At 48.3% G+C, this 14,205-nt stretch carries 9 protein-coding genes; 2 read left to right on the top strand and 7 right to left on the bottom strand.

Annotated features, from left to right (window positions below):
* Window positions 1-8: 8 nt before the first annotated feature.
* Window positions 9-3,146 carry a SusC/RagA family TonB-linked outer membrane protein gene (locus C5O19_RS14450; protein WP_104713382.1) on the bottom strand — a complete coding sequence of 1,046 codons (3,138 nt, stop codon included), beginning with the start codon at window positions 3,144-3,146 and terminating at the stop codon, window positions 9-11.
* A gap of 563 nt (window positions 3,147-3,709) precedes the next feature.
* A complete protein-coding gene (locus C5O19_RS14445; RefSeq protein ID WP_243406385.1) occupies window positions 3,710-4,288 on the bottom strand; it encodes a thioredoxin family protein in 579 nt (192 codons plus the stop codon).
* A gap of 158 nt (window positions 4,289-4,446) precedes the next feature.
* Between C5O19_RS14445 and C5O19_RS14440 the strand changes: the two genes are divergently transcribed.
* Together C5O19_RS14440 and C5O19_RS14435 are read left to right on the top strand one after the other, a co-directional pair.
* Window positions 4,447-5,418, top strand: coding sequence for a polyprenyl synthetase family protein (locus C5O19_RS14440; protein ID WP_104713377.1), 972 nt, complete (start codon window positions 4,447-4,449; stop codon window positions 5,416-5,418).
* 12 nt (window positions 5,419-5,430) lie between these two features.
* Window positions 5,431-5,970: a DinB family protein gene (locus tag C5O19_RS14435; protein WP_104713375.1), complete on the top strand. Its 540-nt coding sequence runs from the start codon at window positions 5,431-5,433 to the stop codon at window positions 5,968-5,970.
* A 248-nt stretch (window positions 5,971-6,218) separates the two neighbouring features.
* Here the strand turns inward: C5O19_RS14435 and moeB are convergent, their stop codons facing one another.
* From moeB to C5O19_RS14410, 5 genes are all read right to left on the bottom strand, one after another.
* The gene (moeB, locus tag C5O19_RS14430) at window positions 6,219-7,340 is read right to left on the bottom strand and encodes a molybdopterin-synthase adenylyltransferase MoeB (RefSeq protein WP_104713373.1); all 1,122 of its coding nucleotides are present in this window, start codon (window positions 7,338-7,340) and stop codon (window positions 6,219-6,221) included.
* Between the two features lie 149 nt (window positions 7,341-7,489).
* Entirely contained in the window at window positions 7,490-8,881 is a 1,392-nt protein-coding gene (locus C5O19_RS14425; protein WP_104713371.1) for a PQQ-dependent sugar dehydrogenase, read from the bottom strand.
* Window positions 8,882-9,309: 428 nt separating this feature from the next.
* Window positions 9,310-11,073, bottom strand: a complete 1,764-nt coding sequence (gene aspS / locus C5O19_RS14420) for an aspartate--tRNA ligase (RefSeq protein ID WP_104713369.1) — start codon at window positions 11,071-11,073, stop codon at window positions 9,310-9,312.
* Between the two features lie 282 nt (window positions 11,074-11,355).
* A complete protein-coding gene (locus C5O19_RS14415; protein ID WP_104713367.1) occupies window positions 11,356-12,975 on the bottom strand; it encodes a hypothetical protein in 1,620 nt (539 codons plus the stop codon).
* A gap of 136 nt (window positions 12,976-13,111) precedes the next feature.
* The gene (locus C5O19_RS14410) at window positions 13,112-14,083 is read right to left on the bottom strand and encodes a helix-turn-helix transcriptional regulator (protein WP_104713365.1); all 972 of its coding nucleotides are present in this window, start codon (window positions 14,081-14,083) and stop codon (window positions 13,112-13,114) included.
* Between the last annotated feature and the right edge of the window lie 122 nt (window positions 14,084-14,205).

Here is a 14,205-nt window from a genome sequence, read left to right as displayed (position 1 = left end):
TCGAAATCTTATTTAAACTTAATGTTTAAGTTAACGCCATACGTACGAGCCGAGGGAAGGCCGGTACCTTCAATACCGTAGTAATTCAGGTTCGCACCGAAAGAGGATTCCGGATCGATGTTCTTCGCCTTTTTCATGATGTAGAACAGGTTCCGGGCTACGAGTGAAACGTTAACCGCTTTGATCAGAGGTACACCCGTCAGGAGTTTAGCCGGTAAGTTGTAGCCAAGTGTAATTTGACGAAGCTTGATGAAGTCACCGTCGATTACGCTGGTTTTAGTAATGTTGTTGGCTACACCTTGGTAGTAATTCTGCAGGCTTGTTTTAGCTGTACTGGCTACCCCTTCTGCTGTAACGCCCGTCGTGATGTAATTCGCTTCGCGGCCTACGAGTGTCGCTTTGTTTAAGCCGCGGTAGTACGTATAGTACTCGGTAGCCGAGAGAATCTTGTTACCGTAGTTATAATCGATCAGGAACGACAAATTGAAGTTATTGTAAGAGAAGTCGTTATTCCAACCACCGAACAGCGTAGGTAATACCGTACCCCAGTTTTTCAGGTCGCCTTTTACAGGTACACCTGCTGCGTCTACAATGATCTGACCATCAGCGGCATACTTGTAGTCATACGCACGAATCTGCGGACCCGCTTGACCGACTACGAAGGCTGTGGTAGCATTATCCAGCGTAGCTCGGTTTTTACCAATGATAACGGGGCTATTGCTAGGATCTGTCTTCAGAATCTTGTTCTTAACAGAGGTCAGGTTAACCGAAGTATTCCAGGTAAAATTGGCTGCTTTAATAGGCGTACCCGTTAACTGCAGTTCTAAACCACGGTTTTGCGTAGAACCCGTCCCAACCACACCTGAGGTATAACCCGAGGCAAAGCTATAGTTCGCGTTCATGATTTCGTTTTGCGTCTCCTGCGTGAAATAAGCTGCATCGATACCCAGACGACCCGAGAAGAATTTCAGTTCCAAACCTAACTCTACTTCACTCTTCGTAAAGGGTTTCAGGAATAAGTTAGGTAAAGCGGTAGAGAAGTTACCCGTTGCTACGCCATTAAGCGAGTTACCTACACTGTAATAAACATTAGTCTGATAAGGTTTGGGTTCTCCACTCGTCAACGCGTAGGAAGCCCGCAGTTTACCAAAGCTTAACTTATTCATCTTGAGCAGATCGGTAAAGACGAAAGCTCCCGAAACCGAAGGCGTAAAGATGGACCGGTTGTTCGACGGTAACGAAGAGTAGGTATCGTAACGACCCGTCGTAGTTAAGTTCAGGAAATTCTTAAAGCCCAGGTCAAAGCTGTAGTAAGCAGACTGAACTTCAGAAGCGGTATACTGATAGTCCCGGTTGTAGTTCACTACGTTTCTCCAGCTATATAGGTCACGCAGTACGAAAGGGCTACCATTAATGGTTTGCTTGCTGTACTGGTTCTTACGAATGTTTGCTCCAAGCAGGGCATTCAGGCTAAGATCAGGTGTAATGTTTTTGTTTACACCAATCAATCCGTCCACGTTAATTTCCGTGGTACGAGCTACAGACTGTTCATCCAGGAGTCCTTGACCTGCCGGATCTGATTTGATAGAAAAGGCAGTTCCCCAGGGAGTTACTCTGAAAATCTGATCATTGGCATTATCGTAACCCAAGCGTGCCTGAGCATAGATCCAGTCGGCAAACTGATACTTCGTCGACACCATGGAGATCAATCGCTGACGATCTACATTGTTGATGTACTTACTAGTAACAAAGTAGGGGTTCGTCACGTAGGAATCATCACTGAATACGATTTCTTCGCCGGTTGTTGGATTGTAGCCCGGTGCCAGAATACGTTGGTCAATGTTGGTAGCCAGGAACATGCCGTTGTTGGCATTCAGCGGACCGTCACTTAACTGAGGCTTGCCGTGTATCTTTTCGTTAATGTAGTTGGCCAGTACACTTACGCTCAGCTTGCTGGTGATGTTCTGATCAGCCGTTAGGTTGATCGTCTTCCGATTCATACCACTATTGGATATAACCGCCTGGTTGTCCAGGTTCGAGAGTGAAAGCCGGAACGAACCATTGTCACCGCCTTTGGTTACGGCTACCGTATTGGTAAAGTTCGAACCCATACGGTAAAAATTCCGGATGTTATTTCGCTGAGCCGAATACGCGTACTGGTTGCCGTCAAATTGCGTAATCATGGATCCATCGAGCTTCGCACCCCAGCTTAAACGGGCCGTTTGCTGAGCATCGGCGACAGAACCTGGTTTCAGACCATTTTGTCCCTGACCGTACTGGTACTGGAAGTCCGTCAGGTTCATGGGCTGATCCATGGTGTAATTGAGGTTGTAGTCAATGGAGAAGTCTCCTTTTCTACCTTTTTTAGTCGTAATCAGGATGACCCCATTAGAAGCACGGGTACCGTACAAAGCCGAAGCCGACTGACCTTTCAAAACGGTCATGTTTTCGATGTCATCCGGGTTGAGGTTACCCAAACCATCGCCTCCATCGGCACCGCCCCATTCACCGGCACTGCCGCGTTGGGTGTTATCCATCGGTACGCCGTTGATGACAATAAGTGGAGCACCACCGGAGTTCATACTGGGCATCCCGCGTAAGAGCAGCTTCGAGCTACTACCCGGTCCACCGCTCGTGCCACGAACGCTCAAACCAGCCACCCGGCCCGCCAGCGAGTTACCAATGTTGGTTTCGCGGGCTTTGGTCATTACTTCGGCATTAATCGTTGAAACCGCGTAACCCAGGGTACGGGATTCGCGGGATACGCCGAGAGCCGTAACGACAACCTCTTGTAAATTGCCGTCGTTGGGAGCCAGGCTAACGTTGACTACCGTTTGAGACCCAACGGTGATTTCTTTCTTGTTGTAACCTACGTAAGAAACAATCAAAACCGCCTGATCATTAGGAACGGAAAGGGTGAATTTACCCTCAGCATCCGTAATCGAACCTTGGGTAGTGCCTTTAATGGCAATAGTAGCCCCGGTGAGAGGAGCTCCTTTTTCGTCGGTAACCGTACCCGTAATCTGACGGTCAATGGGTAACGTAAAAGCAGTGGCCCTTCCGTACGTGGGGATCTCGGCACTGGAAATCCATAGCCCCAGGCAGGTAAGCACCAGCAAAGTGGTCTTAGATAAGCTTCTTTTCATAAGCTCGCTGGAAATGAAGTTTAAGTTTAGTTCAAGGGATATAGAGCTGACGGAATTACTTTAAAAAAGTCTCCGGTATAGGATAGAGGTAGTAGAGGCACTCGTAGTACTTTATCTGGATAATACTACAGGAATCTTATAGGCGATACCCGCAGTATAGTTATTCTCATGTTTTATCTATAAATAGTTTAAATGAACTGTTGTTTTTAATGATTTCAAACTAAAATTCTGATTTTGTTTAATAAATGTGTAGATTATTTTGTATATATAGATTTGCTCCTACTTTTATTTTAGACAAATCTATTTCAGATTATTTAAAATTTTAAGTAATGAGTCATAATTTTTTAAAATTTTATTTTATCTGCGTGAAACTCAGCACTATATAATTATTAAAACGTATCCATAGGATTATTACTAGATGAACCGCTGTTCTGACGACTTGTACGGAAGAAAAAGGCCGAAGAATGATTTGCCTGAAAATGCAATAGGCCCCTGCTTAAGGTAAGATCCTTCTTAAGCAGGGGCCTATTGCATTGCTTCTAATCTCTTAGAGGCAAATCAAACTATTTAGTAAAAGACTTTGGATAAATTTCCTTCTGATATTTCTCCCAAGGCGTTTGTTTTTTATGATAGTTATCGCCGAAAAACGTAATGATCTGATGAAATTCACCGGCTTTGTGAAAACCGGGTACGGCCTGAATGACCTGAAACTGCTGCTTATCGAGAAACTTTTCGTCCATAAACACAACGGTCGGAAAGCTCATCTGGCCGTTCATGAGGATAGCCGCCAATTCCTGATAGCCCCGGTTGCCCTGAGCCACGAATTTGAAGGTATGCGTGCCTAGCTTAATCGGATTTTTCCCTTCGGCATCCAGTTTCACCGCATAATATTTCTGATTGATATAGTCAGCTACTTTCGGATCATTGAAGGTTTCACGGTCCATCACTTTACACCAGCCACACCAATCGGTATACACATCGATGAGAAACTTACGGGGTTCTTTCTGATTCCGAGCGTAGGCTTCTTCAATCGTCAACCACTCTACCTTCGCAGCTTGGGGTGCCGGTGCGGGACGGGGGATAAAAGCCAGCGACACCAGAATCAGTGCCATCGTGCAGCAAAGGGTAACGATTCGTTGCATAGAACTAGGAATTTCCTACGAAGTTGAAAAAAGAAATTGATTTTTACGGAAAGTTAATTTCAAAACGTTTTCCTGTACTGAAAAGTTATTCAGGCAGATTAATTTTGAATGTTCCGGAATTATGCCCCGCAGGCAGACTCGGAACATGACCGACTTGTATGCTACTCAACGACTATACCACCGCGATTGAACAAACCATCGCAACCACTCAGTACGGCCAATCTCCCATTGAATTATACGAACCCATTACTTACATCATGGGTCTGGGTGGTAAACGAATCCGGCCTTTACTGACGGTGATGGCTACCGCTCTCTTCACCGAAAACTGGCAACAAGCGGTTCGACCCGCGGTAGGCGTGGAGGTTTTTCACAACTTCACGCTCATGCACGATGATATCATGGACAAAGCTCCCATTCGTCGGGGCCAGCCCACCGTCCACGAAAAATGGAACGACAACGTGGCTATTCTTTCAGGAGATGTGATGTTGGTTTCAGCCTATGAGTTTCTGACGGAGGTAGAGCCGGCCTACCTGAAAGCCGTCATCAAGAAATTCAACCGGGCCGCTGCCGAAGTGTGCGAAGGGCAGCAGTGGGATATGAATTTTGAGAAGCGAATGGATGTCACCAAAGCTCAGTACCTGGAAATGATTCGTTTGAAGACCGCCGTATTGCTGGGCTTTGCTTTAGAATTGGGTGGAATCATTGGGGGGACGGACGAGGAAAACGCTCGCATCTTGAAAAAACTGGGCGATGCGGTGGGTACGGGTTTTCAGCTCAAGGACGATTTGCTGGATGTGTACGGCGATCCCGGTAAGTTTGGTAAACTCGTAGGTGGCGATATTCTGGCTAACAAGAAAACATTCCTACTCATCGACGCCCTGGAAAAAGCCACGGGTAGCGATCAGGAAGAACTGCAATTTTGGCTATCCCCGCAGGATCACCACAATATCGAAAAAGTACAGGCAGTTACGGCATTGTATGATCGCTTAGGGGTACGGCAGACGACGGAAGCAGAAATGAATCGCTACTTTGAGGAGGGCTTCGAGTATTTGAAAGCCCTGCGAATTGCGGATGAGAAAAAAGAAGTGCTTCAGGACTTTTTCCAGAATCTGATTGAGCGGGAAAAGTAATCTTCATAACACATGCACACCATGAAACGGAAACAGGTGCTAAAGACATTGCTGGCGGGTTTGGTCGTCAGTCCGGTACGGGCAGCCGCTCCGGCTACTGATTTTCAGCAGGAATTTCAAAAGGCCTGGAAACGCTCGCGGGACTATACGCTGACGATTTTCAATCAGATGCCGGAAGAACACCTGAACTTCAAGCCAACGCCCGAGATGTTTTCGTTTCGAATGCAATTTGTGCATTCTATGATTTATACAACGGCTCAGCTCGCCAGCCGACTCAACGTAAAAGATCCCTACGAAACGGCTCAAGGCTGGAATCAGCGTAGCAAGGCGGATGTGGCCGCCGAACTGGGACGATTTTACGATTGGGTACAACAGACCGTAGCCACGCAAACGCCCGCTCAGCTCAGCAAAATGCAGGAGTTTGTCGGTGAAGAACTAACGGGGCCGCAATTATTCTACGCCCTCGAAAATCACATCATCCACCACCGGGGGCAGGGAATCGTATATCTGCGGCTAAAAGGTATTACGCCGGAAGGCTATTTCGGCTGGTAAGGGGTTTGAATGGGTTTGAGGTTTGAAATAGGTTTTAAAGTTGAAGGTTTGAATAGCGTTTAAAACTTGAAAGGTGACAGTAGTTCAGGGGTGAGTCAAGGGGCAGTGGATAGCTTTCCCCTATGAAAGCTTTATAACCTAAGCAACCACCGAACTAAGCTCAATCTTTTGCTAGAGCTTACTTCAACTTCAAACTATTTTCAAACGTCCTTCAAACCTTAAACTACATCAAACGAACTCCAACCCAATCAATACTTCGCCATCCGAAGATCGACTTCATCTGCCCAGGCATGAATGCCCCCGTCTAAATTGGTAAGGTTATCGTAGCCATGTTCCTGTTCGAGGTACTGAATGACACTCGCCGAACGCATCCCGTGGTGACAATAGACAATCACGGGACGATCGCGTGGGATATGTTTAACGCTGGTCGGAATCGTGGGCATGGGAATCAGCACGGCTCCGGGCAAGTGACACACTTCGTACTCATCACTATTACGAACGTCGAGTAAAAAGGTATCCGGCTCCCGTTTGAGTTGCCGCATGAGTTCAATGGCCGAGATTTCATTGGGTAACAAAACATTGGCCGCCAATTTTCGGTGCGTTTCCATGCCTTGTTGAGCCAGCATTTCGGCATCAGTCCGGCGTTTGAACTTCATTTTTCGCTGGGTATTTTCGAGCAAATCCATCAGCATCAGTTCGCCCGACAGCACTTTACCCACCCCGGTAATGATCTTAATCACTTCATTGGCCTGGTACATCCCGATCATGCCGGGTAAAATGCCCAGTACACCTACTTCCGAACAATTAGGTATCTCAAGTCCACTCGGCGGACTGGGGAATAAACAACGATACGTGGGTCCTAAAATGCCGTTAGATGGGTAGTTGAATACGGAAACCTGACCTTCAAAACGATGAATAGCTCCATATACAAAGGGTTTTGCTGAGAGTACACAAACGTCATTGATCAGATAGCGAACGGAGAAATTATCGGTACAGTCCACAACCAAATCGAATCGTTCGATGATACTGGCGGCATTTTCAGCCACCAGATGCGTCGTAAAAACTTCGTAATCAATCAGATCATTTAACCGACGTAATTGAGCCGCGGCCGTGGTGGCCTTGGGCCGATCCACGTCGGCGGCATCATAGAGTACCTGTCGTTGCAGATTGGTTTCATCCACCGTATCGCCGTCCACAATACCCAAGGTACCTACGCCCGCTGCCGCCAGATACAATAGAACCGGGCATCCCAATCCTCCTGCACCCACTACCAGCACGCGGGCATTTTTCAGTCGTTCCTGTCCTTCTGCACCGACCTCGGGCAAGAGAAGATGTTTTTGATATCTCTGTTTTTCTGCGGAAGAAAGCATACACACTACCGGGGTCTAAACCACAATTGACGTAAAAAAGCAGAAGGTACAAAAAAATACATTCCTACTAAAAGACCTGAAACAGTTTTAACGAAACCGATTAGGCTTCACTAAACCGTTTCAGGTCTTGTAACTCCGTAGGCCGCCGATTAATTCGCGACAAGTACCCGATAAATGTACCCCGGATCTTCCACCGCTACGTAGGCGTATCCATCCGGACCCATTTTGACATTCCGGACGCGACCAATATTGGGGAAGAGAATTTCTTCTTTCACCACTTTATTATTCTTGAGCACGCAGCGATTGAGGTATTTGAAGCGTAAGGAACCTACCAGCAGATTACCTTTCCAGGCCGGATACCGCGAACCTTCCACCAGAGCCAGTCCACTCGGAGCAATCGATGGAACCCAGTAGGTCTGAGCCTGTTCCATACCTTCCTTGGCTTTCAGATCGGTAATGACTTTGCCGTCGTAATTGATTCCATACGAAATGACGGGCCATCCGTAATTAGCTCCTTTGCGAATAATGTTTAGCTCGTCGCCGCCCCGTGGCCCGTGCTCGGTTTCCCAGATCGTGCCCGTTGCCGGATCGATGAGCAGCCCCTGCGGATTCCGGTGTCCCCAGGAATAAATGGTGCCTTTGGTTTTATCCTTGAACGGATTGTCGGCGACCGGTGTACCATCGTCTTTGATGCGGTGAATCTTACCCAAATCGCTATCCAGGTTCTGCGGATTCGTCTTTTCACTACCGCGTTCACCGACCGTCACAAACAAATGACCGTTTTTATCGAAGACCATCCGCGAGCCGTAGTGATGACGGGTTTTGGAGTAGGGCAGGGCTTCAAAAATGATTTTCTGATCGCTTAACTGCGTGCCGTCTAGCCTAGCCCGCATGACGGCAGTGGTCGATAGCTTTCCTTCCGGAGCGTCCTTAAAAGCCGAATAGGAAAAGTATACCCAATGATTTTTGGTAAAATCCGGGTGTAGTACGACGTCGAGTAAGCCGCCCTGACCTTCGGCCAGTACGCTCGGACCACCCGTCACTTCGGTTTTTTGCTGATTTTTTTCAACCAGGTAAATCTTGCCGTTTCGATCCGCAACCAGCAGCTTTCCTTCGGGCAGAAAAGCCAGTCCCCAGGGATTCGACAGCCCCGCAGCTACGGTATCGAGTTTAGCCGTAAAAGCTTCGGTTTTAAATACATTAGATTTGGGCTTACTGGCGAAACTATACCGATTACCTTTTTCAATACTCGTCTGAATGAGCTGGGCAATGCCTTCAATTTGCTCAGGTTTCAGCGTATTTTCCCAGGCAGGCATGCCAAAATCAGGATACCCGTGCGTGATGCTGGCCATGAGTTCGGGTTTGGTCGTGCCGTGTTTCCACTTGCGGTCAACGAACGCCTGTACATCACCGTGACAACTCGAACACAGGGTCTTAAACGTAGTTTCCGGTGATTCGGGAGGCGTATTGCCGGGTACATTCGAGAAGTTAAGTCCCGTCAGAAATAGGACTGATCCAAGGGCCAGGTATTTGAAAATCATAGGATAAAGAGGTCGTTAGCTTTGCTCTGATCAAAAATAGGAAATTAAGAAGAGTTTTGAGTTTTTAGTTTTCAGTGGCTGCCGCTGCGGTTTTCAGTTTTGCTAGGGTAAAGCTCAATAAAGGTAGCGGCACAGGTTGTCCGTAGTCCTCATGGTATACGGAGCTAATGATATGGAACCCCTCTGGTGTTGAAAGCTTGATTGAAGAAAGCAGACGGGTATCCCTAAACAACTGGTGCAGGTTTCCAAACCTATACCCACCATCTGGCCGTTTCAACTGCCGGCCGTTTCGTTAACCGCATTTAGTACGTGACGGATCAGATGTAGCTGCTGCAAAGTTGGGTGAGCGTGAAAAAAATAGAAAGGGGTTTAAGTCAGTTTCCCGACTTAAACCCCTTTCTATCAATACTAAAAAATAAAAAACTTGTTTAAAGAGCCGTTTTGATCTTCAGTTCGTCCAGTTGCTTCTGAGCGATCGTAGAAGGACTATCAATCATGATGTCACGACCCGCGTTGTTTTTCGGGAACGCGATGAAATCACGAATCGTATCAGCTCCACCGAAGAGCGAACACAAACGGTCGAAACCAAAAGCAATCCCCGCGTGCGGAGGGGCACCAAATTCAAAGGCATTCAGCAGGAAGCCAAACTGATGCTGGGCTTCTTCGGGCGTAAAGCCTAACAGGTCGAACATCCGGGATTGAATATCCTTCTGAAAAATACGAACGGAACCACCGCCCACTTCCACGCCGTTGATGACCATATCGTAGGCATTGGCCCGTACCTTGCCGGGATCCGTTGCGATGAGGTCCATATCTTCGGGTTTCGGACTCGTAAAGGGGTGGTGCATGGCGAAGTAGCGGTTTTCTTCTTCACTCCATTCCAGCAGGGGAAAGTCAACCACCCAGTGAACCGAATATACATCGGGGTTACGCAGACCCAGGCGGTTACCCAGTTCCAGACGCAGTTCGTTGAGTTGCTTCCGGGTTTTGTCCGCGGCACCCGCCAGAATCAGAATCAGATCACCGGGTTTGGCACCGAATTTCTCGGCCCAGCCTTTGAGTTCTTCTTCCGTATAAAACTTATCCACCGACGATTTGACCGAACCGTCCGCATTCACGCGGGCGTACACCAGCCCTTTGGCACCTACCTGTGGGCGTTTTACCCATTCCGTTAATTCGTCGACTTGCTTGCGGGTATACTCAGCACAACCCGGAGCAGCGATACCTACCACGAGTTCAGCGGAATCAAAGACCACGAAGTTCTTACCCGAAGTCAGGTCCGCATCTTCGCCTTTCAGCTCCACGAACTCCATACCGAAACGAATATCGGGTTTGTCCGAACCGAAGCGACGCATGGCTTCGGAGTACGGCATCCGAACGAGCGTCTCAGGCAATTCAATATTTTTTACGGTACGGAACAGGTGACGAACGAGTCCTTCAAAGGTGTTCAGGACGTCTTCCTGCGTAACGAACGACATTTCACAATCGATCTGCGTAAATTCTGGCTGACGGTCCGCCCGCAAATCTTCATCCCGAAAACACTTCACAATCTGGTAGTACCGGTCAAAACCCGATACCATCAGCAATTGCTTGAACGTTTGCGGCGATTGGGGGAGGGCGTAAAATTCACCCGGATTCATCCGGCTCGGTACGACGAAATCGCGGGCTCCTTCGGGCGTCGATTTAATCAAAACGGGCGTTTCTACTTCAATGAAATTCAGATCATCCAGGTACTGACGAGCCCGGCGAGCCACCTGATGGCGAAGCTCCAGGTTCTTGCGTACGATACCCCGACGAAGATCCAGGTAGCGGTACTTCATCCGGATGTCGTCGCCACCGTCGGTTTCGTCTTCGATGAGGAAGGGAGGTAATTTGGCCGGATTCAATACTTCCAGCTTCGTAACCTTCACTTCAATATCACCCGTAGGCAAATTTGGATTTTTAGCAACCCGCTCGACGATGGTCCCCGTAGCTGCCACCACGTATTCACGACCCAGGGAACGGGCCGTTTCCGTAACGGAAGCATCGGTAGAACCTTCTTCAAAAATCAACTGAGTAATGCCGTATCGATCCCGCAGGTCGATCCAGATCATTCCTCCTTTATCGCGGATGCGTTGCACCCAGCCGCACAGGGTTACTTCCTGGCCAACCTGGGTAAGGCGGCCTTCGCCGCAAGTATGTGTACGTAGCATAAACAAGTCAGGATCAAAGCAATCCTATTTTGTGCCGCAAAAATAGGGAAATTCGGTCAGGGTTGGAGGTTTGAAGAAAGTTTGAGGTTGGTTTGAGGGGATTTAAAGTTTGATAGAGTTTGAAGAGGGTTAACGTTTGAGATGGTTTAAGGAAGATCTAACGTTTGAAATAGTTTGAATGTCTAAGGTTTGAATGAATTCACCGGGCCACTAGCCTCAAACTTTAAACTTGTTTAAACATCAAATCCTTTCAAACCTAAAACCCAGATCACTCCCTTCAAACTATCCCAACCGCTTCGGTGAGCGGTCGGCCCGTACGAAAATGCGGACGCCATCTACGGTTCCCACCCATACATACTGGCGTTCCAGATAGGCTTTCAGCTCGGGGAAGCTCTCGTAACTCTGCGTGGCAGGGTCCTGCATCCAGTAGCTATTTTTACCGACGGCATCGACCACCACCGCCGGACGATTTCGCTGCATATTTTCCATAAACCGTTTCCGGTACGTCTCGCGTAGCGGATGTTCAAAAGAGGAACGAATGGTATGGTTTTCGGCCACCCCCTGGGGTAACTGCGTTTCGATATAGTACTGACAATTCCAACCCCAGACCACCAAATAATCCCCCGCCTGTTTGTACTGATCAATGGCAGCACCCACGGGTGAGATGGGAAAGGTACGATTGTACGTGGGCGTAGAAACGTAGTAATTTAAGGTATGATCTTTCTTGTAATGCACCAGCATCAGCCCTACCAGGCAAGCCAGCGAAGCTCCCGTCAGCGTGAGTGAGGAGACCCACGATAGGGAAGAAACCGCTCCCAGCAGGGAGGCACTCAGCAAAATAAAAGGAATGACCAGAAAGAACAGATAGTGCGTATATCCCGTACCCGTTCTGGACACGGCCAGAATCCCCATGATCAGTAAGGCCAGCGAAAAAAAGAAGACGTCTTTCTTGAGCGTACCCCAGCGGAAAACCGCTAGTACTGCACTGAGAATGAGTGATAAAAGAATGAGTGTGTAATCCAGAGCAACGCTGAACTGGGCCGGGAGATTCAGTAAATTCTGACCCCAGCTACCGCCTTCGCCGTAGTTGAAGTTGGCGTGAATATAATAGAAAAGAAAATCGTCAAGGACGCCGTTTATCCATAGCACCAAGACGAGCACGAGCAGAGCCGATAAACCCGAAACGACACAGGCCACAAAGGGTCTGAAATCATTTCGGATGTAAACGCTGTAGAGGTAGTAACCCAGACACGCGGCCAGTAGGGGTAGACTCTGGATTTTTCCGAAAGGCATCGCCAGAAACAATACGCCCAACAGGATGGAAGTGCGGTACGTGCCCCGGGCTAAAAAGCCGGGCGTTGAAAACAGATAAACAATACTGGAAAGCAGCGTGACGGGTACCAGCTCACTGGAATAATGCACAAAATCGCCGAGTTGCGTAAAGGCGTAGAATAGCAGAACTGGGTATGAAATCAGTTGTGAAACCCGCGTTCCGAACCAGTTTTTCAGGGCTAGGGAGAGAAAAACAAAGGTCATCCCCAGTAACAGTACCGCCCCAAGGTGACCCGTCATATAGCTGAAATTACCCGTCAACAGGGCCGGAATCAACAGGAAGTAACTGCCTAATGGCCCACCCGTCGTACCATCCACGGATCGCCAGTAGACCGGATCTTTCATCAGCGTCATCGCTTGCGTAAGCATCTGGCCTTCATCGACGTTGAGTTCGCGATTATAGAAAATCACCGGCAGCCGCATATACGCCAGTAAAAGCAGGGCCAGACCTAAAAACAGCGGGTACGAAGGTTTGGGCTTGAATGAAACCAGACCCAGTACGGCGGCCATTCCGTAGCCGATAAGAAAGAAGAGAAAAGGAAACTGATTAAACGTAAAAAGCGAAGACATGTACGCCAAAAGCTAAATCCTGTGTATCGAAAAGCGTAACCAGGGGATGATGGTATGAACTGGAAACGAAGGTACGCGAGCGTTGCGATAGGAGCGTACAGAAACAGGACTTAATTTTCTCTAAAGTAACGAAGCTCTATTCTTTTTCCCTGGAATACTGACTGGGCAGTTCGCCGAAATGACGCTTGTAGGCGGCCGTAAAATGGGCGTGGTTCTTGTAGCCGACGCTGTGGGCAATTTCACCAATGGTTTTCTCCCGATCCAGTAGCCACTGCCGGGCCTGTTGCATCCGTAATTCACTTACGTAGTGATAAATCGTCGTGTCGAAACTGGTTTTGAATCCCTTTTTGAGTTTGAATTCATTCAGTCCCACCAGTCGGGAAAGCTCCTGAATGGTAGGTGGATGCTGGTAACGGGCCTGAAGAATCTCCCGGGCTTCCAGCAGCTTGCGTTCGTCGGCCCGCTGCCAGTCGAGGGGTTGTGTATGCAGTTGCTCGATCTGTAGCATGAGCAATTCCAGAATGCGGGCTTCCAGAAAGAGCCGTTTCAGGTCGCCCGTTCGCTGGCAGCTTTGCATGGAACGAATGATCCGGGCCATTTCCGGGCTAACGGTACCGTTTCGGGGAGCCATGTAGTAATGCGGACACTGACCAAAAAAATCGGGATGAAGGGGGCTCTCCGGCGGCAATAACCGGAAATACGTTTCGCTTGGAATCACCACTGTAAAATACTCCAGCGGTACCGCTCCGGGCGTAAGACGATAGAGACTCTCTGATTCGGGTAAATAGCCTAGTGTGTGTTCATAGGCCGAAAATACCCGCGACTCTCCCAGTCCTTTGATCGTGAGGGTACTGTTGGCTTCCAGCAAAAAATGCATCTGCAAAGCCTCGCCGTGCACCTGCTTATCCAGCACCGTCGGCGTAGCAACCTGGAAATCAATATCACAAATGAAATAGCTTCCTGCAAGGGTTTGTTTTTCCTGAATCGTACCCAGGGTGGGCGAATGGACGTTCACGTGTTTTTCGGAAAGCTGACCGGAGTCTGCTGCTGCAAAAGTCTGGTGGCAAAGCCACTGTTCGGTTCCCTGAATGCGTACATCCACTTCCATATCAAAAAATCCGTTTTGCGATATTTTTTATCCCGTTTGCGATAACTGCCGCCGCTAGTCTGCCCACAAATTTGCATTAATTTTTAATTAATCTAAATAATAAGAATACGGACTGTTGCAAG

The sequence above is a fragment of the Siphonobacter curvatus genome (assembly GCF_002943425.1).
GTDB lineage: Bacteria > Bacteroidota > Bacteroidia > Cytophagales > Spirosomataceae > Siphonobacter > Siphonobacter curvatus.
This window is presented reverse-complemented; position numbering and strand designations above follow the sequence as displayed.

Coding starts and splice junctions, on each gene's coding strand:
- C5O19_RS14450 (WP_104713382.1), bottom strand. CDS start 3,146: ATGAAAAGAAGCTTATCTAAGACCACTTTGCTGGTGCTTACCTGCCTG.
- C5O19_RS14445 (WP_243406385.1), bottom strand. CDS start 4,288: ATGCAACGAATCGTTACCCTTTGCTGCACGATGGCACTGATTCTGGTG.
- C5O19_RS14440 (WP_104713377.1), top strand. CDS start 4,447: ATGCTACTCAACGACTATACCACCGCGATTGAACAAACCATCGCAACC.
- C5O19_RS14435 (WP_104713375.1), top strand. CDS start 5,431: ATGCACACCATGAAACGGAAACAGGTGCTAAAGACATTGCTGGCGGGT.
- moeB (WP_104713373.1), bottom strand. CDS start 7,340: ATGCTTTCTTCCGCAGAAAAACAGAGATATCAAAAACATCTTCTCTTG.
- C5O19_RS14425 (WP_104713371.1), bottom strand. CDS start 8,881: ATGATTTTCAAATACCTGGCCCTTGGATCAGTCCTATTTCTGACGGGA.
- aspS (WP_104713369.1), bottom strand. CDS start 11,073: ATGCTACGTACACATACTTGCGGCGAAGGCCGCCTTACCCAGGTTGGC.
- C5O19_RS14415 (WP_104713367.1), bottom strand. CDS start 12,975: ATGTCTTCGCTTTTTACGTTTAATCAGTTTCCTTTTCTCTTCTTTCTT.
- C5O19_RS14410 (WP_104713365.1), bottom strand. CDS start 14,083: ATGGAAGTGGATGTACGCATTCAGGGAACCGAACAGTGGCTTTGCCAC.